Below are 23,693 nucleotides of genomic sequence, written 5' to 3'. Positions count from 1 at the left end.
TCATCGGCGTGCTCGTCATGGTCTTCATCGACTCACCACTGACACTGTTGGTCACCCTCATCGCCATCGCCCTCATGGTGGCCGGCTGGTACGCCTGCCGCAAACGCATCCACGAGATCGCCGAAGCCCGCGAAGGCTTCACCGGCATGTCCCCCGTCATCGCCAACCGGCCCATTCCCGGCGCCGAGGACCGGATCTAACCCGCTGGCTTTTCCTTCACCCGCAACGCAGCGCCACTGAGCGCGAACGGACACTTGAGGCCCCAACCGGGGCCCAAGTGTCCGTTCGCGATTAAGCGGTTTCGGTTATTGACCGCCGTTGTGGGCCGGAGTAATTTACGACTATCCGTGCTGAAATGCGGGGCCCCGGCCTCTTCGTCGATGCCCTAACCCATCGATACCGGAGTCGCCCCGATTCCGAATCACGCCAAGGCACGCGGCGCTGCCGCAATGCCGAGGTGCATCCGGTCTCCACCGCTGTGGAAGCCTGCTACAGGAGCTTTGCCCTGTTCATGCAGGACCGCACCGGTCGCATCACAAGTCGCCCGGCGCGACCCTCCTGCGGTCGTGCCCAGCTAACCGGGCATGCTCGCGCGCCCGGGTGAATCGGAGCAAACCGTGGACAACAGCTCTTTCCAGGCCCTCCAGGAGAAAGTGCGGGGCCAAGTCGTCACGAGCGATCAGGCGGACTACGACGACGCGCGGGCCGTCTTCAACGGAATGATCGACAAACGCCCCGCGGCCGTCCTGCGCGTGTCCCAGGTCGCGGACGTCATTGCCGGCGTGAATTTCGCGCGTGACACCGGCTTGGACCTGGCGTTGCGGGGCGGCGGCCACAGCGCGCCCGGGTTCGGGACCGTCGACGGCGGCCTCGTCATCGACTTCACAGGCTGCCGGGGCGTGCGCGTGGATCCTGCCAATGGGACAGCCCGGTCCGAAGCCGGAGCGACATGGGCGGACTTCAACTACGCCACGGGCGCATTCGGCCTTGCCACCACCGGAGGCATCATCGGATCAACGGGTGTTGCTGGACTAACTCTCGGCGGAGGCATTGGCTATCTCGCCCGCAAGTACGGGCTGTCGTGCGACAACCTGAAATCCGCGGACGTGGTGACCGCCGAAGGGAAGTTTCTGGTCGCCAGTGACACCCAAAATGAGGACCTCTTTTGGGCGCTTCGCGGCGGGACCGGCAACTTCGGCGTCGTGACTTCCTTTGAGTTCAACGTTCACCCCGTGGATGTTCTCTACGGCGGAGTGATCATTTACCAGCTGGAGCACGCCGACGCGGTGGCACGGCTCTACCGGGATTACATCGCCACCGCACCGGAAGAAATGGGAGTGTTCCTGGGCTTCCACCAGGGACCGCCGGTCCCCTTCCTGCCCGAGGACTATCACGGGAAGCCCGTTGTGGTGCTGGTGGGCGGCTGGGCGGGCCCCCACAACGAGGGTGAACGTCAATGGCAGCCGTTCCTTGACGTTGCGCCCGTCGCCGGCTCCTTCGTGGGCCCACTTCCCTATACGGTGCTCAACACACTCTTCGACCCCATGTATACCAAGGGCCTGCAGGCCTATTGGAAGTCAGTGTTCCTGCCCCGCCTAACCGATGACGTCGTCCGTGTGGCCGCGAAGTTCGGCGAGGCCATTCCGAGCGTCCAGACGGCCAACCACTTCTACCCGATTAACGGCGCCGTCCAGCGGGTCGGGCGGGACGAGACCGCGTTCCCGTACCGCGACGTCAACTTCGCAGTGGACATTGCCTGCCATTGGGAGGATCCGGCCCACAATGAGGCCAATACGAAGTGGGTGCGCGACTACTATGCCGAGCTCCAGCCCCTCGGATCCGGTGCGGGCTACGTGAACTTCCTCGACGCCGACGACCAGGCACACATCAAGGACACCTACGCGGGGAACTACGCCCGCCTCGCGGAGGTCAAGGCCAAGTACGATCCCGGCAACCTGTTCCACGTCAACCAAAACATCAAGCCGGCCGGCTGACACTCCCTGCGCGGCGGGCGCCCAGCGCCGGGCAGGTCCCTTCCGCCGCCAATCGGCCTACCATGGAGGCATCCGGTGCGAGGCCCGCGATGAGCGGCGCCTCCACGGTGCGTCGAAGGGCCGGACCAAATGGACGTCGTTGTCATCGAAACCCCGCAGCTCGGGGACCGGAGCTACCTAATCCATGACGGCCGGGTGGCGCTGGTGGTCGATGCCCAGCGGGACACGGACCGCATCGAGGAGGCCGCGCGGACCGCCGGGGTGCAGATCACCCACGTGGCCGAAACGCACGTCCACAACGACTACCTCACCGGCGGCCTGATCCTCGCCCGCGCCCACGGCGCCAAGTACCTGGTGAACGCCGCGGACCAGGTGGCCTTTGAACGCGAGCCGGTTGGAGACGGCCAATCCATGCAGATCGGCGGGCTCACCCTCCGGGCCGTCGCCACGCCCGGGCACACCCACACGCACCTGTCCTACATCGTGACGGACGGACGCGCCCGGGCCGTGTTTTCCGGCGGCAGCCTGCTCTTCGGCTCCGTCGGACGCACCGATCTCCTCGGGCCCGGAGACACCGCCGGGCTGACGCAGGACCAGTACTCGTCCGTCCACCGGCTGGCTGATGAAGCCGGCCCCGATGCTGCCCTGTACCCCACCCACGGGTTCGGCTCGTTCTGCTCGGTCGGGCCGGCCACCCGCGCGGAGACGTCAACCATTGCGCAGCAGCGCGAAGCCAACCATGCACTGGCGGACCCGGATCCCCAGCACTTCGCGGCCGAACTCATGGCCAACCTCTCCGCCTACCCTTCCTATTACGCCCACATGGCCCCCATCAACATGACCGGCCCCGAGCCGGCGGACCTGAGCGTGCCGAAGTCCCCCGGCGCCGGCGAACTGACGGAGCGGCTGGCCAGGGGCGAGTGGGTGGTGGATCTCCGCCACCGCGTCCTCTTCGCCAGCAACCACCTGCAGGGCACCGTCAGCTTCGAGTACGGCTCGGGGCGGAGCTTCAGCTCCTACCTCGGCTGGGTCCTGCCCTGGGGCGAGAAGCTGACGCTGGTCGGCGGCCGCGGGGATCTGGAAAGTGCCATCCGGGACCTTTCCCGCATCGGCATCGACCGCCCCGATGCCGCCGTGGGAACGGAGCCCGGCGAACTCGCGCCGGGGGCTCCCGTTGCCTCCTACCCGAGGGCCGGCTGGCCCGCCGTCGTCCATGAAAAGCCCGACGGCGACCCCGTCCTGGACGTCCGCCGCTCGGACGAGTTCGCCGCCTCCCACGTGGCCGGCGCCATTAATGTGCCGCTGCACGAACTGCTGGACCGCCTGGCGGAACTGCCCGGCGGGTGCATCTGGGTGCACTGCGCCACTGGCTACCGCGCAGGCGTCGCTGCCAGCCTGCTGCAGCGGGCCGGGCGCGACGTGGTGCAGATCGATGCCCGGTTCCGGGACGCCGCGGCCGCCGGGGTTCCCTTGCAGATGCAGCCGCTGCGGCGGCAATGACCGGCCTCACGGGAACCGGCCTATCGGGGACCGGCCTATCGGGGACCGGTGTTTCCGGTCCAGGTTGCAAAAGGAGAACAGCGATGGATGCTGAAGGCAAAGTGGTTGTGGGCGTGGACGGCTCGGACTCCTCGGTGGAGGCCCTCCGTCTGGCGGCCCGGCTGGCACCGGGCCTGGATGCCCGCGTCCATGCCGTGGCCTGCTGGCATTTCCCGGAGATGTATGCCGGGTACATCCCACCAGATTTCGACGCGTTCGAGACCTCGGCTGCCAAGATCCTTACTGAGTCCATCGAGGAGGCGTTCGGGCCGGACGTCCCGGACACCCTGACCAGCGAGCTGCTGCGCGGCCCGGCCCCGGCAACGCTGGTGGAGGCGTCGGCCGGTGCGGCGATGCTGGTGGTGGGGCGCCGTGGCCACGGCGGTTTCATGGGCCTGCACCTCGGCTCGGTGAGCACGGCCTGTGTCGGGCATGCCGAATGCCCGGTCCTGGTGGTGCACAGCAAGGATGACCACTCCCCCACCCACCACTTCCGCAGAGGCGCCGCGTCCAAAGACCCAGCCAGGGATGCGGCCAACGATACGGGCAGGGACGCAGCGAGGCGCTGACCCCTCCGCGTAACGCAACGCACCTGCAACCCCGTGCCGGTGTGCCATCGCCTATGCTCGGCAGAGCAGCCCAGAACTGGCTCAACGTCGAACCACGGGAGAGAACCTCATGACCAACTGGCGGATCCGGGACTTCCACTCCGCGGACCTTGACGGCATCCTGCACCTCTGGGAGTCGCTTAAGGCCACCAACGTCGAGCCGGTCTATGCGCTCTCCGAAGTGCTGGCGTCCTGCGAAAAGGACCATGCCGTGGTGGCCGTCCTTGGCGACCAGGTGGTGGGTGCCGCCGTCGGCCGCGCCGCCCACGACCAAGGCTGGGTCGTGTTCCTGGCCACGCTGCCTGAATTCCGCGGCCGGGGCATCGGCACCTCGCTGTTGGCCGCCGTCGAAAACCGGATGGCGCCGCACGGACTGAACAAGCTCTCCGCCCTCATGCCGGAGTCGGAAACGCGGGTGGAGGCTTTCCTGAGCCGCGGCTTCGTGCTGAAGAAAAACCTCCGGTACTTCGAGCGCACCATCCCCGTGCAGCGCCAGGAACTCGAACCCCTGGGCCTGCTCGGCGGCCGAATCCTCGCCCGGGACCTGTGGGAGAACGTGGCCGGCATGCGCCGGGAGAAGGAGCTCCTGGAGCGCCGCCTGGTCCTGCCGTTGGCCGAGGCCGATCTCGCGGACGAATTCGGCGTGGTGCCGCCGCGTGCCGTGGTGCTCTTTGGACCCCCCAGGCACCGGCAAGACCACCTTCGCCAAGGCCATCGCCTCCCGGCTGGAGTGGCCGTTCGTGGAGGTGTTTCCCTCCCGGCTTGCCTCCGATCCCAAGGGGTTGGCCGGCGCGCTGCGCGAGACGTTCCTGGAGATCGCCGAACTGGAGCACGCTGTCGTGTTCATCGACGAGGTGGAGGAAATTGCGTCCCAGCGGGCCGGGGACCCGCCGTCGCCGCTGCAGGGCGTCACTAACGAGCTGCTCAAGATCATCCCGGCGTTCCGCGAACAGCCCGGCCGTCTGCTCGTCTGCGCCACCAACTTCATCCGCGCGCTCGACACCGCCTTCCTGCGCCATGGCCGGTTCGACTACGTCATCCCCATCGGCCTTCCCGACCGGCAGGCGCGCGAAGCGATGTGGCAGCGCTTCATCCCCGCCGCCGTCGTGGACAATGTGGACGTGGAGCAGCTGGTGGACCGCACCGAAGGCTTCTCCCCCGCCGATATCGAGTTTGCCGCCCGCAGCGCCTCCCAGCGCGCCCTGGAAAAAGCAGTGTACGACGACGGGGGGCTGGCGTCCGGGGGCGGCGTGTCCGTCCGCGAGGCGGTCCGGAAGGGTCCCGCCACCCAGGACTACCTCGACGCCATCGCCGATACCCGCACCACCGTCAGCGAGGAAGTGCATCAGGAGTTCCTGGTGGACATCGACGCCCTGGGCCGCGTCTAGCCGCAGCGGCGTAGCCAACGCAACGCGGGGTCAGATACCGCCCATATCCGGGCCCGGATTGGGCGCTAGGTGACCCCGCGTTGCAGTCATCGCCGAGTCAAGGAGCAACGTGATCCTTTTCCTCACCATCGTCAGCGGCGTGGCCTGGACGGTTGTATATGTCGAGGCGATCCGGCTGGGCTTCCGGGAGCGCACCTACGCCATCCCCGCGGCGGCCCTTGCGCTGAACTTCGCGTGGGAGGCAATCTACGGCGCACGGTCCGTGGCCACGGGAATTTCGGCGCAGGGTGTCTTCAACATCGTGTGGGGACTGGCAGATGTGCTCATCGTGTACACCTTCCTCAGGTTTGGCCGGGCCGAGCTGCCGGCCTGGATCACGCGGCCGCTCTTCGCGGGCTGGGCCGTCCTGCTGGGCGTCTCATCGTTCGCCGTGCAGCTGCTGTTCGTGGCCGAGTTCGGCTGGGACGATGCCACCAAATACGCCGCGTTTCTGCAGAACCTGCTGATGTCCGGTTTGTTCATCGCGATGTTCGTCTCGCGCGGAAGCGGCCGGGGCCAGTCGCTCGTTATCGCCGTGGCCAAGTGGATCGGCACTCTTGCCCCCACCATTGTCTACGGCGGGTACGGAAACTCGCCGCTGATCTTGGGACTGGGTGGGCTGTGCAGCGTGTTTGATCTGGCCTACATTGCCCTGCTCTGGCGGGCGGGGGTGCGGGTCCAGCGCGGACCTGTTCTGCGGCCCTCATGACGTGCCCGCGCGCCGCCCGCTCTTGACGCGCTACGTTTGAGCCATGCCCTCTAATCCTCTCCGGCATGCCGTGGCGCGCATGGGCGGCCGTGACCCGCATCAGCCGCACCGGACAGCCACTCCACTGGAGCTCTTCTTCGACCTGACGTTCGTCATCGCCTTCGGGGTGGCCGGCAGCCAGTTTGCCCACGAGATCGCCGAGGCGCACTTCGGCGCCGGGCTGCTCGGTTTCTCCTTCGCGATGTTCGCCGTGATCTGGGCGTGGATCAACTTCACGTGGTTCGCAAGCGCCTATGACACTGACGACTGGGTGTTCCGGGCGGTCACGATGGTCCAACTGGTGGGCGTCCTGATCCTGGTGATGGGGATCGAGCCGATGTTCCGCTCCCTCGTGGAGGGGGAGCATGTGGACAACACCGTCATCGTGGGCGGTTACATCATCATGCGGCTGGCCCTGGTCTCCCAGTGGCTGCGGGCCGCACGGCAGGACCCGGCCCGGCGGAAGACATGCCTGCGCTACGCCGGGTACCTGGCAATGGTCCAGCTGGGGTGGATTGCCGTGCTCTTCATCCACGCGGACGTCGCCACGACATTCCTCATGATTGCCCCACTGTATGTCCTGGAGCTGGCCACTCCGTACGCCGCCGAGCGGAACGCCACCACACCCTGGCACGCCCACCACATCGCCGAACGCTACGGCCTGCTGGCCATCATTGCGCTCGGCGAATGCCTGATCGGCGCTGTCGAGACGCTCCGGGCCATCGTGGCCAGCCACGGCTGGTCGATGGACGCCGCACTTGTGGGGTTCGGCGGCACCGCATTGGCCTTCGGCATGTGGTGGATCTACTTCATCCTGCCCGCCGGCCGGGCCCTGCACCTGCAGCGGCACCGCTCATACTTCTTCGGCTACGGCCACATCCCCGTCTTCGCTGCGATTGCCGCCACGGGGGCGGGCCTGCACGTGGCCGCGTACTACATCGACCATGCCGCGCACATCAGCGCCGCGGTGGCGGTAGCCAGCATCGCCGTGCCCGTAGCGCTCTTCAAGGTCTCGCTCACGGCACTGTTCAGCGTCATGACGTGTGTCGACCGCACGCTCGTCGCCGTCACCGCCGGGGTGGTGGTTGTGCTCGCTGGAAGCGTGGCGCTGGCGGCGGCGGGCGTTACTGTTCCCGTCTGCCTGCTCGTCATCGTTGCCGCACTCGGTGCGTCGATCGTCATCGATGAACGCCGGAGCACAGACCTGCTCCATGCGGCGCTGGGGAAGCTGGAGCAGCCGGCCGGGACCGGCTGACACCTACAGCTGAGCCCCGGGCCACACCCACGGTTCCTGCGGCAAAGTAGTGGCCGAAAACCCTCGAAGGGCGGCCTCCAAAGAGCCACCGGGCAATCCCAGCGACTCGAGGATCGTGCGCCGGACTGCCTCTGCGGGAATTCCGACGGCGGCCAGGTCACCCAGGGTGACCGCGCCGTCGCGCTTGGCAAGCCGCGCGCCGTCGGCGTTCACCACCAGCGGCACGTGGACATATTCCGGAGGTGGCATATGCAGCAGCGATGCGAGATATGCCTGCCGCGGTGTAGAGGCCAGAAGGTCATCACCGCGGACCACCTGGTCGATGCCCTGTTCGGCATCGTCGACCACGACGGCCAGGTTGTATGCGGTCACACCGTCATTCCGGCGCAGGACGAAGTCGTCCACGACGCCGCTGAACGTCCCGTGCAGCACATCCTGGACCGTCCATTCGGCGGCGTTGGAACGCAGCCGGATGGCGGCGGGGCGGGTGGAGCGCTTGAACTCGAGTTCCGCCGTCGACAGCTTCCTGCAGGTTCCGGGATAGGCGCCCTGCGGGGCATGCGGCGCGGAGGGCGCCTCCTGGATTTCCCGGCGGGTGCAGAAGCATTCATACGTGAGGCCCGCCGCCGCCAGCTGCCCAATGGCGGCGGTGTACAGCGGCTCGCGGTCCGTCTGGCGCACCACCGCGCCGTCCCAGGTCACACCGACAGCGGCCAGGTCGCGCAGCTGCACGGCTTCAGCACCCGCGCGCGCCCGGTCAAGGTCCTCGACCCGCACCAGGAACCGGCGCCCGGTGGAACGCGCAAAGAGCCAGGCAAGGATTGCCGTCCGGAGGTTCCCCACGTGCAGTTCACCGGACGGGCTCGGGGCGAAGCGGCCGGCCTGGGTCATGCCCTCCACCCTATGTCGAAAACCACAAGAGCCCCTCAGCTACCGCACACTCCGGGCGTTGGCCGGGAATCGGTGGCTCAGGGGCTCTTGCCGTGCCTGTTCCTGACGGAAGGCCGTCATGGAAATCGAGGCACTTCTTGCGGAAAGACGAATGCGTGAACAAGTGTCAATCAGCGGCCGCCTCCTTGCGGGAAGCGTGGTCCAAGCGGCCGGGGGGTGTGCCGGGGAGCCTGTAGCCTGCCGGCTGGGGGTAACCGTCGCCTGCGTTGCCACTATCTGAGCAGAAGACCTACAGTAAGCGCAACGGGCGTGACCCTGACTGGCCAATCTGACCAGCCATGCACCCGAAACTGGACAGGGAGTGATCAGATTGCAGCAGCTCGACGCCACGGACCGGCGGATCCTGGCTGCCCTGGACGAGGATCCCCGGCTGCCCATCATGGTCCTCTCCCAGCGGCTGGGCCTGGCCCGAGGGACTGTGCAGTCGCGCCTGGAGCGGATGACGGCGTCGGGCGCGCTCCGGCCCAACAGCAGCCGCGTGCTGCCCGCGGCCCTGGGCCGAGGTGTTGCCGCTGCGGTCAGCGCCGAGCTGGACCAGAGCCATCTCAACGAGGCCATCGCCGCGCTGCGCGAAATCCCGGAGGTGTTGGAGTGCCACGCCCCCGCGGGCGATACCGACCTGCTGATCCGGGTGGTGGCCACCAGTCCCGATGACCTGTACCGGGTTTCCGAGGAGATCCGCCTGTGCCCGGGAATCGTGCGGACGTCCACCAGCATGTTCCTGCGCGAGGTGATTCCCTACCGGACCACAGGCCTTCTAGGGCACTGATTCTGGCCCTCCGGAACGCCTCTCCGATACTGCGCAAATCATTGGGGAAAACTGCGGATATCCCGGCGGCTGTCCTGCGGGGGCAACTGTAGCCTGATTTCGCATCTGCGGCAGCGCTGGGTAAGCAGCGGGTGCATTGTTCACTCAGGGTCTCCGCCGGGGGGTCGGTCTCAATAAGGAACTCAATGCGCTCTTTTTCCCGTTCAATCGCGTCGGTTACGGGCTTGCTGGTTCTCGCCGCTGGCCTCGTTTCACTTCCCGCCACCGCAATGGCAGCCACGGATCCTGCCGCGAACGGCACGTCACTACCGGTCGAGTCCGGCCAGGAGCAGGTCCACCACGGCTACGAATCCGCGCCAGGGATGCCGGCGGACGGACCGCCTGCAGGGCTGGCCCTCCAGACCGAGGCGGGTGGAACGGCGGCCGCGGCAATGACGGTCAAGCTCGTCGTGGCCACCCTCGTAGATAACAAGGCCGCGGTTCCCATGGCCCAGGCCGAAACAGCCGTGACGGCCTCCAGCAATTACTGGAAGGCAATGTCCGGCGGCCGCATCTCCATGACCGTGACCGAACGCGCAACGCTGGCCTCTAAGACGGCGAGGTCGACGGACTCCTACTACGACATGATCAACAAGATCACCACTGAGCTGAAGTGGACCTACGGCGCCAACAAGGCGCTCGTCATCTTCGTTCCCGGCGCCACGCTCTCCGGCGGCGCCCTCGGCGCCGGCTACAGCAGCACCGGCAACAGCGGACGGGTGCTCATGCCGCAAATCAGCGGCTTCACCAGCAGCGTGATCGCCCACGAGTTCGGCCATGTGCTGGGATCCATGCACGCCGACGCCCTGCAGTGCGGCAGCGGCGTTTCCGATGTGGGCACCACGAGCACCGGGCAGTTCTCCGACTCCTCCTGCTATATCCGGGAATACGGCGACAGCACCGACATCATGGGCCTGTCCAGCTACAACAAGCCGGTGATCAGCTCCCCGTTCTGGGACGCCAAGGGCTTGGGTACCGCCACCGACATCCGCGACCTCGGCGTGGCATCCGGCGTCAAGAGCTACACGCTGAAGCCCTGGGGCGACACGAAGCTGGCCTACCGCGCGGTGAAGTTCTCCGATCCGGTCAGCAAGGAGGTCTACTACCTGGAACTCAGGCAGCCTGCCGGCTACGACGCCTACCTGGCCAGCGGGCCCGCGGGCAACAGGGGCGTGAAGGTGGTCCAGCGGGGCGGCGCCACCCCCTCGTCCTCGCTGGTGCTGATGCCGTCCACCATTCCATTCAGCGGATCCTACGCCACCAACCACACCTGGCAGGCCGGCAGCACCTTCATCACGCACGCCGGAACCCGGGTCACCGTCAACGCCGTCACCGCCACCACGGCCACTGTCACCATCGACGCCGACCTCGCCCTGCACACCAAGCTCCAGTTCTCAGCCGGCGACCTCAACGGGGACGGCCGCCCGGACATGGTTTCCCGCGAAACCGACGGTTCACTCCTGCTGCTCCCCGGCCTCGGCGGAAACAAGCTTGGAAACGCCGTAAGGATTGGGACCGGCTGGAACATCTTCAACATGATCCTCGGCAACGGCGACTTCGACGGGGACGGGAAGACTGACGTCGTTGCCAGGACGTCCAACGGGGCACTGTGGCTGTACCCGGGCAACGGAACCGGCGGCTTCCTCGCCCGCAAGCAGATCGGTGCCGGCTGGGAGGGCTTCAAGCGGATCATCGCCCCCGGTGACTTCAACGGCGACACGCGGGCGGACCTGCTGGCCATGCGCGCCGACGGGTCGCTGTGGCTCTACCCCGGAAACGGAACGGGCGGCTTCCTGGCAGCCAAACAGGCCGGCTCCGGCTGGCAGGGTTTCACCACCATCACGGCGGCCGCAGGGCTCGCCACGGGCCCCGGCCTGCTCGCCCGCTCCAGCACCGGGACCGTCTACCTGTACCCGGGCAACGGAACCGGGGGCTTCCTGGCACGCACCACCCTGGCCACCGGATGGGCCAGCACGGAGCTGATCGCCGGCCAGGACTTCACGTCTGACGGACTCACCGACATCCTGTCGGCCAGCACCAGCGGCGCGATCACCGCGTACGCGGGCAACGGCAGCGGCGGTTTCGCGACCAAGCTGAAGATCGGCACCGGCTGGGCCGGCTTCAGCCAGGTCTGGGAAGCCGGCGATTACGACGGCGACGGCAAGCCGGACATCCTGGCCCGCACAGCCCAGGGCATCCTGCGGCTCTACTCCGGCAATGGCTCAGGCGGGTTCCGCACGTCACGGCAGATCGGCACCGGCTGGCAGTCGTTCGACCAGGTGGTGTCTGCCGGAAACTTCAACGGTGCCGGCGGCCCCGACCTCCTGGCCCGGAAAGCGGACGGCTCCCTCTGGCTCTACCCCACCAACGGGACGGGTCTCTTCCTGACACCGACGAAGATCGGCACCGGCTGGCAGGCCTTCTCACGGATCATTGCTCCCGGCGACTTCTCCGGCGACGGCAAGACGGACATCATCGCCCAGGATCCTGACGGCAAGCTGTGGCTCTACCCCGGCAACGGAACGGGCGCTTTCCTGGCCCGGAAGCAGATCGGTTCCGGCTGGGCAGGGTTCAACCAGGTCGTCGCCGGCAACGACTTCAACGGTGACGGAAAGGCAGACCTGATGGCACGCGCCACGGACGGCACGCTCTGGCTCTACCCCGGCAGCGGGTCCTCCGGATTCCTCGCCCGCACGCAGCTCGGCACCGGCTGGGACGCCTTCACCACCTTCGCCAGCGTGGGCCGCTTCGCCGGAACGGGCAACCCGAACGTCGTTTCCGTGTCCGCCGACGGGGAGCTCTGGCTCCATACCGGCACCGGAAAGGGCACCTTCCAGAACGTCGTGCTGAACCCCCGCTGAGCACGGGAGACAGTCCAGCACCAGCGCTGTGGGTTTCGGGAGCGTACGACGCCGGGTGATGGGCTGGTCAGACGGGCGGACCTGCGTTGGACTTCAGGTTCTTCATTACCAGGGTTGAAGTCAGCCGTTCCACCCCCGGCAGGACCGTCAGCTCGCTGTCGTAGAAGCGCTGGTAGGAGGGCAGGTCCGCCGCGATCACCTTCAGCAGGTAATCCGGGGAGCCGAACAGCCGCTGCGCCTCCACGATGTTCGGATTTTCCGCCACCAGGTTCTCGAAGATCTCCATGGTGGGGCGGTCCACCTGCCGGAGGGTCACGAACACAATCGCCTCAAAGCCGAGCCCGACGGCGGCCGGGTCGATGTCCGCCTTGTAGCCGCGGATCACGCCGGACTGTTCGAGGTCGCGGAGCCGCCGGTGGCAGGGGGCCACGGTCAGGCCCACCTTGGCGGCGAGGGCCGTGGCGGTCATCCTGCCATCCTCTTTGAGGTGGCGCAATATATTTCTGTCAATATGGTCGATCACGCAAAAATGATACCCTGCAGGCCGCGACCGTGGCGAAATTGGAGAGCACTTGTGGCCCCTTTTTGCCTAGGCTTTTCGTACAGCCAAAATATGCAGGAGCCCGCCATGAATCCCCAGCTTTTCCTCGCCTTTATCGTCGTTGCGGCCGCCCTCGCCTGCACCCCGGGAGTGGACTGGGCCTACTCGATCACCGCGGGGCTCGGCCGCCGCAGCTTCGTGCCCGCCGTCGCGGGGCTGTGCAGCGGCTACGTGCTGCATACCCTCCTCATGGTGGCCGGCCTCGCCGCCGTCCTGGCGAGCATGCCGGGCTTGCTTGGCTGGATCACGGTGGCCGGCGCCGTCTACCTGCTGTGGCTTGGAACGGTCACCATCAGGTCGTGGCGCGGTGCCAGCTTCACCGCAGGGGCCGCCGTCGGAAATCCGGGGCAGAACCAGCTCCGGTCCTTCCTTCAGGGCATGGGGACCAGCGGCATCAATCCCAAGGGGCTGCTGTTCTTCCTGGCCCTGGTGCCGCAGTTCGTCAGCGCCGACGCGCCGTTGCCCGTGCCGGTGCAGTCCGGGCTGCTGGGCCTGACTTTCGTGCTGCTCGCGGCCCTCGTGTACACCTGCGTTGCCCTCCTGTCGCGGAAACTGCTGCAGTCCCGGCCGAACGCGGCCCGCAGGGTCACCCTGACCAGCGGCATCATCATGGTGCTCCTGGGCGCCGCGCTGCTCTCGGAACAGCTCCTTCCGGCCCTGAGCCGGTTGGTATAGGGGCCGGTTCGCCTAGGGCCCATTCGCATAGGAGCAGGCCGAGCAAAGGGCTCAGACCTTCCGCTCCATGAACCATTCGGTGAAGCCGGACGCCCGCCCGTCGGCATCGAGCCGGACCACCCACAGGTTCTCGTAGCTCGGACGGTCATCGAGGTACGTGGTGCGGCCCTGCACGAACGCGAGGTCGCCGTCGGACCCCAGCAGGGACCACTCGAACCTCCAGTCCCCTGGCCGGTCCGCCGAGCCGATCCAGCGCTCCACGATCTGCGCCCGGCCGCGCCACGCGTCCGGGTCATAGGGCCGCGTGGCGTACACGGCTTCCTCCGTGAAGAGGGCTCCGATGTCCGCGGGGTCGTTCGTGGTCCACGCCTCGATGTACTTTTCCATCCACTGCCTGAGGGCGTCACTCATGATGCGGCCGCTTCCAGGCGGTTGGGCCCGGCGTGGCGTGCCCCGCGGGAAGCCGCCCCCGGCTGATGGGCGAGTCGGGGTTGCCCTCGATCTGAACGACCTTCTCGTCCTTGACGTAGACGTTCTGGCCGCACCCGACCGCGCAGAACGGGCACACCGAGTGCACCACCCGGTCCGCAGTAGCAATTCGTGCCGTGAGGTTTTCCGTGGCCCGGGACTTCGCCGCATGATTCCTTCCCGTGGGATCGTGCTCGAGCAGTTGACGCAGAACCGGCCATTCCAACGGATTCACCATGAGCTACCCCTTGAGGTCATCGAGCCGCGGGTCCTGTGACTCAAGTCACGGGAGCATGTGCGCCATGCTAACAAGCTCCCGGTACTTGCGCATTCAGCCAGCACCCAGAAAGACCAGTCCCAAGACGGTCCACCAACTCAGTCGCCGCCGAACTGCTTCCACTTCTGCTCCCACGCCCGGCGCGCCTCGATGTCCTTGCGGATCACCTCGAACGTTTCGAGCTCCGCCTGCTTGCCGCGCTGCCAGTCCCGAGGGTTCAGGGACTTCCGCCCGTTGTCCAGCAATATCAGGGCGCGGTCGGTCAGCGCATCGTTGCGCAGGGACATGCTGGTCTTCTGCCGCCGCAGGACTTCCTTCAGTGCCTGCTGGGCCTGGCCGGAGGCTCCGAGCCGGCGGAGGGAACGCGCGCGCACCAGCAGGAGCGCCGCGGAGAGGTCGTCGGCGTTCAGCAGGCCTTCCGTCCAGACCACCACCTCCTCGTCCCGGCCCAGGGCGGCGGCGAGGGCGCACCTGGCCAGCGCCGTGGGCAACGACGGCGGCAGCCTGGCCAGGGTTTCAAATGCCGCCTCGGTCCGTCCCGTTTCCCGGAGGGAATGCGAGAGCGCAAGGAAAACCGACTCCTCGCTGAACAGCACCGGCACCACGACCCGTTCGGCGACCTCCACCCGGGTGACCACGCGCGTGAGGTAACTGGCGGCAAACTGGTTGGCCTCGTCGTCGTTCCTCATGGACAGCCCGCGCTGCAGGAGCTCCGCGGCCCGCAGGTAGCCGCCCTGCTTGTAGGCGAGGAGGCCGGCCATCACGCAGCAGAGTCCGGCCCAGCCTGGGTAAGCACGGCCGGCGGCGATGAGCCGGTTGGGGTCGGTACTGGAGAAGATGGCGTCATAGACGGTTCTGGCAGCTTTTCCCGGCAGTAGCTTGAGCCGGGGGACGTTGCCGTCCACGCTGATCCGGGAGTCGCCGCCGCGTAGCATGCCGTGGATGAGCCCGCCCATGCCCTCGGCGATTTCGCGGACCGGGGTGCGGACTGTGCCGCCGCCGAAGGGCGTGAGGTCGCGCGTGTCGCGGTAGATCGGTCCTGGAAAATCCCCCGCGCTCATTCCTCCATGCTAATAGCGGTCCGGAGCTAGGCCGAAGCGGCACCCACCCAGACGCCCACCACCCAGGTGCTTGCCGCGAGGCAGGCCAGGCCGAACTCCGCGAGCATTCCCATCCCGGTGGCCTTCAGGGCGGCCCAGCTGGAGGTGAGGGCTGCCCGGAAGTTGCGCGTGCGCTGGACTTCGCTGAGCAGCAGCCCGGCGGCAAAGCCCACGAACAGGCCCACCACGGGGATGACGAACATCCCGGCGATGCCCAGCACAACCCCGACGGCGACACTCCGGTTGGGGATCCGGTGCTCCTTGAGTTTGCGGCCGGCAAGAACGGCGCTGGCTGCCATGCCTGCCAGCACAAACACCATGCCCACGGCGAAAACCACCCAGCCCGTCACGCCCTCACCGCCCCAGATTGCCCACGACAGCAGGCTTAGGCCGATCAGGAGACTGCCCGGCAGCACCGGGATTACGGTACCGGCAACGCCAACCAGGATGGCCAAGCCGCACAGAATGGTCACGAGGGTCTGGGCGTTCATGACCCCAGTCTAGGGCGGGGCAGTCCGGGGCTTGCTCTGCACTCCGCCGGGCACGGACATTGCCGGGAACGACGACGGCGGCGCCTCCCCAGCACGGGAGGCACCGCCGTCGGGCCTTCAGTAAGCCCTAGTTGGCTTCGGCCTCCGCCGCCGCGGCAACCGCGGCCGTGACGGCGGGAGCTACGCGCGGGTCCAGCGGGCTGGGCACGATGTAGGACGCGGACAGCTTGTCGTCGGCCAGTTCGGCAATGGCGCGCGCCGCGGCAACCTTCATGGCCGGGGTGATGCGGCGTGCACCGGCGTCGAGCGCGCCGCGGAAGATGCCGGGGAACGCCAGGACGTTGTTGATCTGGTTGGGGAAGTCGCTGCGGCCGGTGGCCACCACCGCGGCGTACTTGGACGCGACCTCGGGCAGGACTTCGGGGTCCGGGTTGGACAGCGCGAACACGATGGAGCTGTGGTTCATCAGCTTCAGGTGTTCCTCAGCCAGCTTGGAGGAGGACACGCCGACGAAGACGTCAGCGCCCAGCAGGGCTTCCCCTGGACCGCCTGAGATGCCGCGCGGGTTGCTGCGCTCCGCCATCTGCGCCTTCTTGCTGGCGGGGTCTGCGGCGATGTCGGCACGCTCGGAGTTGATCACGCCGCGGGAATCCAGCAACACCACGTCCTCGATGCCCGCGGTGAGCAGGATTTCGGCGATGGCGATGCCCGCGGCGCCGGCACCGGAAATCACCACGCGGAGTTCTTCGAGTCCACGGCCGGTGACCTTGGCGGCACCGGTCAAAGCAGCGAGGACCACGACGGCGGTGCCGTGCTGGTCATCGTGCATGACGGGGCAGTCCAGGGCTTCGATGAGCTTTTCTTCCAGCTCGAAGCAGCGCGGAGCGGCGACGTCCTCGAGGTTGACGGCGCCGAAGCTGGGGCGCAGGCGGACGAGGGTTTCCACGATCTCGTCCACGTCGGTGGTGTTGAGGACCAAGGGGATGGAGTCCAGCTCGCCGAAGGCCTTGAAGAGGGCAGACTTGCCTTCCATGACGGGCAGTGAGGCGCTGGCGCCGATGTTTCCCAGGCCGAGGACGGCCGTGCCGTCGCTGACGACGGCCACGAGGCGCTGGGCCCAGGTGTGGCTCTTGGCGAGTTCCGGATCGGCGTGGATGGCGCGGCTGACTTGGGCAACGCCGGGCGTGTAGGCGATGGAGAGGTCGCGCTTGTTGCTGAGGGGGACGGTGCTGGCGATGGAAAGCTTGCCGCCCTCGTGGGCAGCGAATATTTCCTGGTCGGTCAGCGCGGTGGCTGCGCTGGTGTCGTTCGGAGCGATAGTTTCAGTGGACACGTCGTTGTCTCCTGTGGCTAGCCGTGGGCGCACGGCACAGTATGGCTCAAGCGTTCGAGGCTCAAGATGGTCAGATACGCGCTTCCGCTGACGGCCCAAGGGTGGCGGGTCCCGTCAGAAAGCCCGTGGAGCTGGTGGGTGCTGGCCACTCCGCTATTGCCATGTTAGACAGGACAAAGGCCCACGTCTTGCCGTTTAAGGCACCTAGGACCGAAAAAAACGCATTTAAAGCTGACTTGTGGCTTATTTCACCGATTTGGGGCCGAAAACAGACCTACTGGTCTAGACCGGTTACGCACTATTCCGCGCCTGACGGGCGGCCGGCATCATCAGGGTGCACGCCTTCTTCAAATCTTCCTCCGCCTCGAACAGTGAAAGCCTGCGGCTGCGTACGGACTGGACTAGACCGGTGACCGTCAACAGCAGAACGCGGGCGATGGCGGCGTCGCCGCAGACGGAGGCGACGGCGCGTTCCGCCAGGGAGTCGATGTCCCGCAGCAGGCCGGTGGTGTCACGGTCCTTGAGGTAGACGCCCTGGCTGAGGCACTGTTCCACAGCCGGCTGCATGACGCGCATGTGGAAGATTTCCATCGCCACGCCGGAGAGCGCGTGGATGCGGACTGCGCCCGGCCCGGTTCCCGTCTTGAGCTCGCCGAGCTGGTGCCGGTAGAGCGCCAGCATCAGGTGCGTGGCGGAGGGAAAGTAGCGGTACAGGGTGCCCAGGGGGACGTTGGCCTGGGCGGCAACCTCGGAGAGGGTTACGGACTTAAGGCCCTTCCGCGCGAAGCCAGCAGCCACCTCGAGAATCCGGTGATAGCGGCGCTGCTGTCGGGGAAGGGTAGGCGGGGCGGCCATGGGCGGAAGATCAGGCATAGATTCAAGCATCATCAGTCCGGAGGTTGAGATTCCTGGGCAGTCAGGGAGAGCCCCATTCCCGGTCCTGCCGCGATTCGCACTCCACTATACGGCACGGAGCCTCCGGGTTCCCTGGGAGCCGAAGGTGCCAACCGTGTTCTAAGCGGCCCGGTTCAAGATGCCGCAGAACAGGCACCCGGCCAATATGCAGCTAGTCGACGCCCTTGATCTTCACCACGAACACGGCGCCAAGCAGGCCGATCACGGCGGCGGCTACGTAAAGGGACACGTAGCCGCCCCAGAGGGTGACGAACGGCCACGCAAGAGCGGGGGCGAGGACCTGCGGCAGGGAGTTGGCGATGTTGATGACGCCAAGGTCCTTGCCCCTGTCGGCAGCGCTGGGGAGCACCTGCGTAATCAGTGCGAAGTCGACGGCGAGGTAGGCGCCGAAGCCGATCCCAAGAACGCTCGCACCCACGATGCCACCCACCCACGTGGGGGCGAAGGCCAGAATCAGTGATGCCACGGCAATGATCACCGACGATGCGATCACCAGCGGCTTGCGCTTGCCCATCCTGTCACTCAGTCTGCCGCCAACCACGCTGGTGATGATCACGAACACGGCGTAGAGCCCGGTCAGCACCAGCACGCCGAAAGCGGGTTCGAGCCCCGTGGTTTCCTTCAGGTGGACGGCGTCCGCCAGGAAGAACAGCAGGTACAGGGTGACCATGTGGTTGCCGATGTTGACCAGCAGCCGCGTAATCCAGGCCCAGGCGAAATCGGGGTGGCGCAGGGGCCTGATGAACCCGAGCAGGAAGCCGGCCCAGTTCATCGACCGGGCAGACGCCGCCTGGAGCGGCGCGTCATCGCTCCTGACCAGGTACATCACGACGCCCGCCACAAGGGCCGCGGCACAAATGATGTAACCCAGCATGAAGTTTCCGCTGACGACGGCGGCAATCACCGCGCCGACGAGAATTCCGGCCGTCTGTCCCATCGCTGCCAGCCCGCCGATGGTCGCGCGTTGCGGAACGGGGACCCTGTCGGGAACGGCAGCGGTGATTGCGGCGTAGGCGCCGTTGCAGCCGGCCTGAACCAGGCACCAGAGCACCGTCATCACTGCCACATTCGGGGCGCCGGCCAGCCCCGCCAGGGCGGCCGCGCCGAGGACAGCACCGGCCAGGACCCACGGCACGCGCCGGCCGAACCGGGATGCGGTGCGGTCGCTGAAGGCGCCGAAGAGCGGATTGGCCACCAGCGACACCGCGGCGCCGGCGCCGGTCACGAGGGCGAGGATGGCTTCCTTCTGCCCGGGGTCGAAATGTGCCGCCTGCTGTGCGAGGAGCACCTGGATGGGACCGAAAAACGCCGCATTGATGCCGAGGTTGACCAGCACCACGCCCGTGATCCAGAGTGGCCTGACCCGCTGCGTCGGTTCAGCGAGCGCGGCGGACTGCCGGGTGCCCACCAGGCCGGGATCGGGTACCGCACCGGGTATGTCGGACAGGCTCATTGCGGTCTCCCCCTGGAACATCGTGATGATGGAATCAGACTATCGTGGGAGCCACCAGCAACGCGGGGTCACTTACGGCCCAATTTGGGCATCCCATCGGGCGCTAAGTGACCCCGCGTTGCTCTAGACCGAGGCCAAGAAACCGTCCGAGGAGAACCAATGACCGCTTCGCCCGCCAGCCACTCCGCCGCAGCCCCCGTCAGCAATGCCGCCGTCAATGGCGCCACCGTCAACACCGCCGACCTCTACGATGAGCGCGGCGACGAACTGGACTCCATCTCCCTGCAGTTCCAGTCCCTGGGCGGACGAACGCATTTCAGCGGCCCCGTCCGGACGGTGCGCTGCTTGGAGGACAATGCCCTGGTCAAGTCCGTCCTCGCCACACCCGGCAACGGCGCCGTGCTCGTCGTTGACGGGGGCGGTTCCCTGCGGACCGCGCTGATGGGGGACCTGATCGCGGCGAGCGCCGTGGCAAACGGCTGGGCCGGCGTCGTCATTAACGGCGCCATCCGCGACCGCGAAGCGATCGCGGAACTGCCCCTGGGCGTCAAGGCCCTCGGCAGCAACCCGCGCAAGAGCGCCAAGGCCGGGGCGGGAGAGACTGATGTGGACCTGCTGATCGACGGCGTGACCATCCGCACCGGCGCCGCCATCTGGTGCGACCCGGACGGCATCCTCGTCGAGCGTTGAGGAACACGTTGCTCCGGGGAACAAAGCAGCAAGTAACATAGTTACTGAAAGCAACTATCAAATGCGATCCCCCGTTCTCTTGACCCTGGAGCAGCCATGTCCAAAACCACCGCCGGACCCGCGCCCGGAGAGGCCCTGACGCAGCGGCAGACCATCACCGTCATGGTGGGGCTGATGCTCGGCATGTTCCTTTCCTCGCTGGACCAGACGATTGTGTCCACCTCCATCTACACCATCGCCAACGACCTGGACGGGCTCTCCCTCCAGGCGTGGGCCACCACCGCGTACCTCATCACGTCCACGGTCACCACGCCGCTGTACGGCAAGCTCAGCGACATCTTCGGCCGCCGCCCGCTGTACCTCGCGGCAATCATCATCTTCCTGGCCGGCTCGCTGTATGCCGGATCGGTGCATTCGATGACCGAACTCGCCATCGCCCGCGGCATCCAGGGCATGGGCGCCGGCGGCCTGCTGGCCCTGGCGCTGACCATCATCGGCGACATCGTCGCGCTCAAAGACCGGGCAAAGTTCCAAGGCTATTTCATGTCCGTGTTCGGCATCTCCTCGGTCCTCGGGCCGGTGGTGGGCGGCGCCTTCGCCGGTTCCGAAAGCATCCTGGGCTTCGACGGCTGGCGCTGGGTCTTCTTCATCAACCTGCCCATCGGCCTGGCCGCGCTGGCCGTGGTATTCCTCTACCTCCACCTGCCCGCCAAGCACGTCAAACAGCGGATCGACTACTGGGGCGCCGCCGCCATCACGCTGGCGATCGTGCCGCTGCTGCTCGTCGCCGAACAGGGCCGCAGCTGGGGCTGGACCTCGGCCAACTCCTTTGTCTGCTACGGCCTGGGCGTCCTGGGCATCATTGTGTTCCTGCTGGCCGAGCGCCGCGCCGGGGACTACGCGCTCATTCCGCTCCGCCTCTTCCGGAACATCACCTTCGGGCTGTCCTCGTTGCTGAACTTCATCATCGGTATCGGCATGTTCGGCGCGATCGCCATGCTCCCGATGTACCTGCAGCTGGTCAAGGGCCTCACCCCCACCGAGGCCGGCCTGATGATGATCACCTTCACGATCGGCATCCTGACCGGCTCCATCACCGCCGGACGGACCATCTCGTCGTCGGGCACCTACCGGATCTTCCCGATCCTGGGCACCGCCATCCTGACCACCGCCGCCATTGTCTTGGGGCTCTCGCTTGGCGCTGACACCGAACTCTGGGTTCCCGGACTGATCGCGGTCTTCTTCGGCCTGGGCCTGGGCTTCTGCATGCAGCCGCTCACCCTCGCGATGCAGGTCTCGGTGCCCTCGAAAGACATGGGCGTGGGAACCTCCACCGCCGCATTCTTCCGTTCAATGGGCGGCGCCGTCGGCACGGCGGTGTTCATCTCCATGCTGTTCAGCCTGGCCGCCGACAAGATCGCCAACGGCATGAAGGACGCCACGCAGAACGCCGACTACCTGAAGGTCCTGAAGGACCCGGCCGTCGCCGCCGATCCCGCCAACGCCAAGCTCTACGACTTCTTCAAGAACGGCGCCAGCAACGACTCCCTCAACGACACCAGCTGGCTGCACTCCGCAAACCCCGTGCTCACCCGGCCCATCACGGAGGGCTTTGCCCAGTCGATCGACACCGTCATGCTTACCGCCGCCGTCCTCACCGGCATCGCTTTCCTCATCAGTTTCGCGCTGCCGAAGAAGAAACTGACCGACCCCAAGGCAGTCATGAAGGAGCCCGCGGCCGCCCACTAGGCAGCGCTTGCGGTACTTCCCCCTGCGTTACGGCAGGCACCCCCGGGTGTCTGCCGTTTTCTTTCCCGGAAGTCCGCCGCCTGCGGCACCAAAAGGGACGACGACGGCGGCACGGCCCGCCGTCGTCGTCCCCCGTCCCGAAGTGGATCAGCGCGCGGTGACGTGGCACACTGTTAGGCGCGTGTGCGCCGGCCGAGAGGGCCGGTTTCCGCAGCCGACGACGTTTGCACCGCATCCACCCACCCCCGAACCAAGGGAGAACCATGTCCACCGACGAGCAAACAACCACCAGGATCCCCAGGCGGGTGATCTGGCTGGCTCTCGCCGGCGCCGTGGGCGGCTTCCTGTTCGGCTTCGACTCCTCCGTGGTCAACGGCGCCGTGGATGCCATGAAGGCCGAATTCGCGCTCGGTGAGGCTGTCACCGGTTTTGCCGTGGCCGTCGCGCTGCTGGGCTGCGCCGCCGGCGCCTACATGGCCGGCAAGGTGGCGGACCGCTACGGCCGCATCCCCGCGATGAAGCTAGGGGCGCTGCTGTTCCTCATCAGCGCGATCGGTACAGGATTCTGCTTCAGCATCTGGGACCTCATTTTCTGGCGCCTGGTGGGCGGGCTCGGCATCGGTCTGGCCTCGGTGATCGCCCCCGCGTACATCTCCGAAATCTCTCCCCGGCACGTCCGCGGCCGGCTCGCGTCGCTGCAGCAGCTGGCCATCACCACGGGCATCTTCGCCGCACTGCTGTCCGACGCCCTGTTCGCCACGTCCGCCGGCGGAGCGCACCAGGCGTTCTGGCTGGGCATCGAGGCTTGGCGCTGGATGTTCCTGGCCGCCGCTGTTCCGGCCGTGCTCTACGGCGTCATCGCGTTCACGCTGCCTGAGTCCCCGCGCTTCCTGGTGGTGCAGGGCAAAGAGGACCTGGCCCGCAAGGTTTTCGACTCCATCGCCCCGGACGAGGACACCGACCGCCACCTGCGTGAAATCCGCGAGGCCATCGAGGAGGACCAGCTCGCGGGCCGGAAGGGCTCCCTCCGCGGCAAGGCGTTCGGGCTGCAGGCCGTGGTCTGGATCGGCATCATCCTGTCCGTCCTGCAGCAGTTCGTAGGCATCAACGTGATCTTCTACTACTCCACCACGCTCTGGGAGGCCGTGGGTTTCCAGGAGAAGGACTCGCTGACCATTTCGGTGGCCACGTCCATCACCAACATCCTGGTCACGCTCGTGGCCATCGCCCTCGTGGACAGGATCGGCCGCCGCCCCATCCTGCTGGCCGGTTCCATCGGCATGGCCGTTTCCCTCGGCGCCATGGCCCTGGCCTTCGCCTCGGCAACGGGCACCGGCTCCGACATCACGCTCCCCGGCGCCTGGGGCCCTGTTGCCCTCGTGGCCGCGAACGTCTTCGTGATCAGCTTCGGCGCGTCCTGGGGACCTCTGGTCTGGGTCCTGCTGGGCGAAATCTTTCCGGCCCGGATCCGCGCCCGCGCCCTGGGCCTGGCCGCCGCCGCCCAGTGGATCGCCAACTTTGCCATCACGCTGAGCTTCCCCGTGATGGCCGCAGTCTCGCTGCCGCTGACGTACGCCATATACGCACTCTTCGCGGCAGCCTCGTTCTTCTTCGTTATGTACAAGGTGCCGGAGACGAACGGCATGTCGCTGGAACAGGCGGAGACCCTGTTTGTTCCGAAGGGGTCCGTCAAGGTCTGACCGGCTCTTGGCTCCTCCGGCATGAAACGGAAGACGCCCACGTTCCCTGC

The 23,693-nt window shown here is 66.9% G+C and carries 20 protein-coding genes and 2 pseudogenes; 13 read left to right on the top strand and 9 right to left on the bottom strand.

The annotated features are described in order from the left end of the window. The 7 genes and pseudogenes from AC1DFE_RS03800 to AC1DFE_RS03770 all read left to right on the top strand — a co-directional run. Window positions 1–200 (top strand): annotated as a pseudogene (locus tag AC1DFE_RS03800) (amino acid permease); the annotation flags it as partial. 417 nt (window positions 201–617) lie between these two features. Beyond that, window positions 618–1,994, top strand: coding sequence for an FAD-binding oxidoreductase (locus tag AC1DFE_RS03795; RefSeq protein ID WP_476904573.1), 1,377 nt, complete (start codon window positions 618–620; stop codon window positions 1,992–1,994). 129 nt (window positions 1,995–2,123) lie between these two features. Further along, window positions 2,124–3,494 carry an MBL fold metallo-hydrolase gene (locus tag AC1DFE_RS03790; RefSeq protein ID WP_476904572.1) on the top strand — a complete coding sequence of 457 codons (1,371 nt, stop codon included), beginning with the start codon at window positions 2,124–2,126 and terminating at the stop codon, window positions 3,492–3,494. An 83-nt stretch (window positions 3,495–3,577) separates the two neighbouring features. After that, window positions 3,578–4,102, top strand: coding sequence for a universal stress protein (locus AC1DFE_RS03785; protein ID WP_476904571.1), 525 nt, complete (start codon window positions 3,578–3,580; stop codon window positions 4,100–4,102). A gap of 109 nt (window positions 4,103–4,211) precedes the next feature. Further along, window positions 4,212–5,529, top strand: a pseudogene (locus AC1DFE_RS03780) (ATP-binding protein). Between the two features lie 109 nt (window positions 5,530–5,638). Continuing rightward, the gene (locus AC1DFE_RS03775; protein WP_476904570.1) at window positions 5,639–6,277 is read left to right on the top strand and encodes a transmembrane-type terpene cyclase; all 639 of its coding nucleotides are present in this window, start codon (window positions 5,639–5,641) and stop codon (window positions 6,275–6,277) included. 43 nt (window positions 6,278–6,320) lie between these two features. Beyond that, window positions 6,321–7,571, top strand: a complete 1,251-nt coding sequence (locus AC1DFE_RS03770) for a low temperature requirement protein A (protein WP_476904569.1) — start codon at window positions 6,321–6,323, stop codon at window positions 7,569–7,571. A 3-nt stretch (window positions 7,572–7,574) separates the two neighbouring features. Here AC1DFE_RS03770 and gluQRS read toward each other — a convergent pair whose 3' ends face one another. Next, window positions 7,575–8,462 (bottom strand): tRNA glutamyl-Q(34) synthetase GluQRS, encoded by an 888-nt coding sequence (gluQRS, locus tag AC1DFE_RS03765; protein ID WP_476904568.1) that lies wholly within the window; start codon window positions 8,460–8,462, stop codon window positions 7,575–7,577. 370 nt (window positions 8,463–8,832) lie between these two features. Here gluQRS and AC1DFE_RS03760 point away from each other — a divergent pair, with 370 nt between their 5' ends. Then, complete coding sequence (locus tag AC1DFE_RS03760; RefSeq protein WP_476904581.1) at window positions 8,833–9,291, top strand: Lrp/AsnC family transcriptional regulator; 459 nt, start codon at window positions 8,833–8,835, stop codon at window positions 9,289–9,291. A 185-nt stretch (window positions 9,292–9,476) separates the two neighbouring features. Then, window positions 9,477–12,191 (top strand): FG-GAP repeat domain-containing protein, encoded by a 2,715-nt coding sequence (locus AC1DFE_RS03755; protein WP_476904567.1) that lies wholly within the window; start codon window positions 9,477–9,479, stop codon window positions 12,189–12,191. Window positions 12,192–12,258: 67 nt separating this feature from the next. Here the strand turns inward: AC1DFE_RS03755 and AC1DFE_RS03750 are convergent, their stop codons facing one another. Next, on the bottom strand, window positions 12,259–12,714 hold the full coding sequence (locus AC1DFE_RS03750; RefSeq protein WP_476904566.1) for an Lrp/AsnC family transcriptional regulator: 456 nt from the start codon (window positions 12,712–12,714) through the stop codon (window positions 12,259–12,261). A 105-nt stretch (window positions 12,715–12,819) separates the two neighbouring features. Between AC1DFE_RS03750 and AC1DFE_RS03745 the strand changes: the two genes are divergently transcribed. Beyond that, on the top strand, window positions 12,820–13,467 hold the full coding sequence (locus tag AC1DFE_RS03745) for a LysE family translocator (RefSeq protein ID WP_476904565.1): 648 nt from the start codon (window positions 12,820–12,822) through the stop codon (window positions 13,465–13,467). Between the two features lie 51 nt (window positions 13,468–13,518). Here the strand turns inward: AC1DFE_RS03745 and AC1DFE_RS03740 are convergent, their stop codons facing one another. From AC1DFE_RS03740 to AC1DFE_RS03710, 7 genes are all read right to left on the bottom strand, one after another. Next, window positions 13,519–13,878 carry a nuclear transport factor 2 family protein gene (locus AC1DFE_RS03740; protein WP_476904564.1) on the bottom strand — a complete coding sequence of 120 codons (360 nt, stop codon included), beginning with the start codon at window positions 13,876–13,878 and terminating at the stop codon, window positions 13,519–13,521. Further along, window positions 13,871–14,173, bottom strand: a complete 303-nt coding sequence (locus AC1DFE_RS03735; protein WP_476904563.1) for a hypothetical protein — start codon at window positions 14,171–14,173, stop codon at window positions 13,871–13,873. The genes AC1DFE_RS03740 and AC1DFE_RS03735 overlap by 8 nt, the downstream gene beginning before the upstream one ends. A gap of 137 nt (window positions 14,174–14,310) precedes the next feature. Beyond that, entirely contained in the window at window positions 14,311–15,273 is a 963-nt protein-coding gene (locus tag AC1DFE_RS03730; protein ID WP_476904562.1) for a hypothetical protein, read from the bottom strand. 26 nt (window positions 15,274–15,299) lie between these two features. Beyond that, window positions 15,300–15,803, bottom strand: coding sequence for a DUF456 domain-containing protein (locus tag AC1DFE_RS03725; RefSeq protein ID WP_476904561.1), 504 nt, complete (start codon window positions 15,801–15,803; stop codon window positions 15,300–15,302). A gap of 127 nt (window positions 15,804–15,930) precedes the next feature. Then, window positions 15,931–17,136: an NAD(P)-dependent malic enzyme gene (locus AC1DFE_RS03720; RefSeq protein ID WP_476904560.1), complete on the bottom strand. Its 1,206-nt coding sequence runs from the start codon at window positions 17,134–17,136 to the stop codon at window positions 15,931–15,933. A gap of 291 nt (window positions 17,137–17,427) precedes the next feature. Further along, a complete protein-coding gene (locus tag AC1DFE_RS03715) occupies window positions 17,428–18,009 on the bottom strand; it encodes a TetR/AcrR family transcriptional regulator (protein ID WP_476904559.1) in 582 nt (193 codons plus the stop codon). Window positions 18,010–18,202: 193 nt separating this feature from the next. Beyond that, on the bottom strand, window positions 18,203–19,504 hold the full coding sequence (locus AC1DFE_RS03710; RefSeq protein ID WP_476904558.1) for an MFS transporter: 1,302 nt from the start codon (window positions 19,502–19,504) through the stop codon (window positions 18,203–18,205). A gap of 159 nt (window positions 19,505–19,663) precedes the next feature. Here AC1DFE_RS03710 and rraA point away from each other — a divergent pair, with 159 nt between their 5' ends. From rraA to AC1DFE_RS03695, 3 genes are all read left to right on the top strand, one after another. Then, on the top strand, window positions 19,664–20,194 hold the full coding sequence (gene rraA / locus AC1DFE_RS03705) for a ribonuclease E activity regulator RraA (protein WP_476904557.1): 531 nt from the start codon (window positions 19,664–19,666) through the stop codon (window positions 20,192–20,194). A gap of 96 nt (window positions 20,195–20,290) precedes the next feature. Further along, complete coding sequence (locus AC1DFE_RS03700; protein ID WP_476904556.1) at window positions 20,291–21,943, top strand: MDR family MFS transporter; 1,653 nt, start codon at window positions 20,291–20,293, stop codon at window positions 21,941–21,943. A 263-nt stretch (window positions 21,944–22,206) separates the two neighbouring features. Beyond that, window positions 22,207–23,643: a sugar porter family MFS transporter gene (locus AC1DFE_RS03695; RefSeq protein ID WP_476904555.1), complete on the top strand. Its 1,437-nt coding sequence runs from the start codon at window positions 22,207–22,209 to the stop codon at window positions 23,641–23,643. Window positions 23,644–23,693: the final 50 nt, after the last annotated feature.

It is taken from the genome of Arthrobacter sp. 05T423, assembly GCF_056396245.1.
Note: the sequence above shows the minus strand (reverse complement) of the source record. Positions and strands in the feature narration are given on the sequence as shown.

Bases quoted from the DNA above. Each gene is read 5' to 3' on its own strand.
- AC1DFE_RS03730 (WP_476904562.1), bottom strand. From the start codon at position 15,273: ATGAGCGCGGGGGATTTTCCAGGACCGATCTACCGCGACACGCGCGAC.
- rraA (WP_476904557.1), top strand. From the start codon at position 19,664: ATGACCGCTTCGCCCGCCAGCCACTCCGCCGCAGCCCCCGTCAGCAAT.
- gluQRS (WP_476904568.1), bottom strand. From the start codon at position 8,462: ATGACCCAGGCCGGCCGCTTCGCCCCGAGCCCGTCCGGTGAACTGCAC.
- AC1DFE_RS03695 (WP_476904555.1), top strand. From the start codon at position 22,207: ATGTCCACCGACGAGCAAACAACCACCAGGATCCCCAGGCGGGTGATC.
- AC1DFE_RS03745 (WP_476904565.1), top strand. From the start codon at position 12,820: ATGAATCCCCAGCTTTTCCTCGCCTTTATCGTCGTTGCGGCCGCCCTC.
- AC1DFE_RS03790 (WP_476904572.1), top strand. From the start codon at position 2,124: ATGGACGTCGTTGTCATCGAAACCCCGCAGCTCGGGGACCGGAGCTAC.
- AC1DFE_RS03725 (WP_476904561.1), bottom strand. From the start codon at position 15,803: ATGAACGCCCAGACCCTCGTGACCATTCTGTGCGGCTTGGCCATCCTG.
- AC1DFE_RS03770 (WP_476904569.1), top strand. From the start codon at position 6,321: ATGCCCTCTAATCCTCTCCGGCATGCCGTGGCGCGCATGGGCGGCCGT.
- AC1DFE_RS03740 (WP_476904564.1), bottom strand. From the start codon at position 13,878: ATGAGTGACGCCCTCAGGCAGTGGATGGAAAAGTACATCGAGGCGTGG.
- AC1DFE_RS03700 (WP_476904556.1), top strand. From the start codon at position 20,291: ATGTCCAAAACCACCGCCGGACCCGCGCCCGGAGAGGCCCTGACGCAG.
- AC1DFE_RS03735 (WP_476904563.1), bottom strand. From the start codon at position 14,173: ATGGTGAATCCGTTGGAATGGCCGGTTCTGCGTCAACTGCTCGAGCAC.
- AC1DFE_RS03785 (WP_476904571.1), top strand. From the start codon at position 3,578: ATGGATGCTGAAGGCAAAGTGGTTGTGGGCGTGGACGGCTCGGACTCC.
- AC1DFE_RS03715 (WP_476904559.1), bottom strand. From the start codon at position 18,009: ATGCCTGATCTTCCGCCCATGGCCGCCCCGCCTACCCTTCCCCGACAG.
- AC1DFE_RS03710 (WP_476904558.1), bottom strand. From the start codon at position 19,504: ATGAGCCTGTCCGACATACCCGGTGCGGTACCCGATCCCGGCCTGGTG.
- AC1DFE_RS03755 (WP_476904567.1), top strand. From the start codon at position 9,477: ATGCGCTCTTTTTCCCGTTCAATCGCGTCGGTTACGGGCTTGCTGGTT.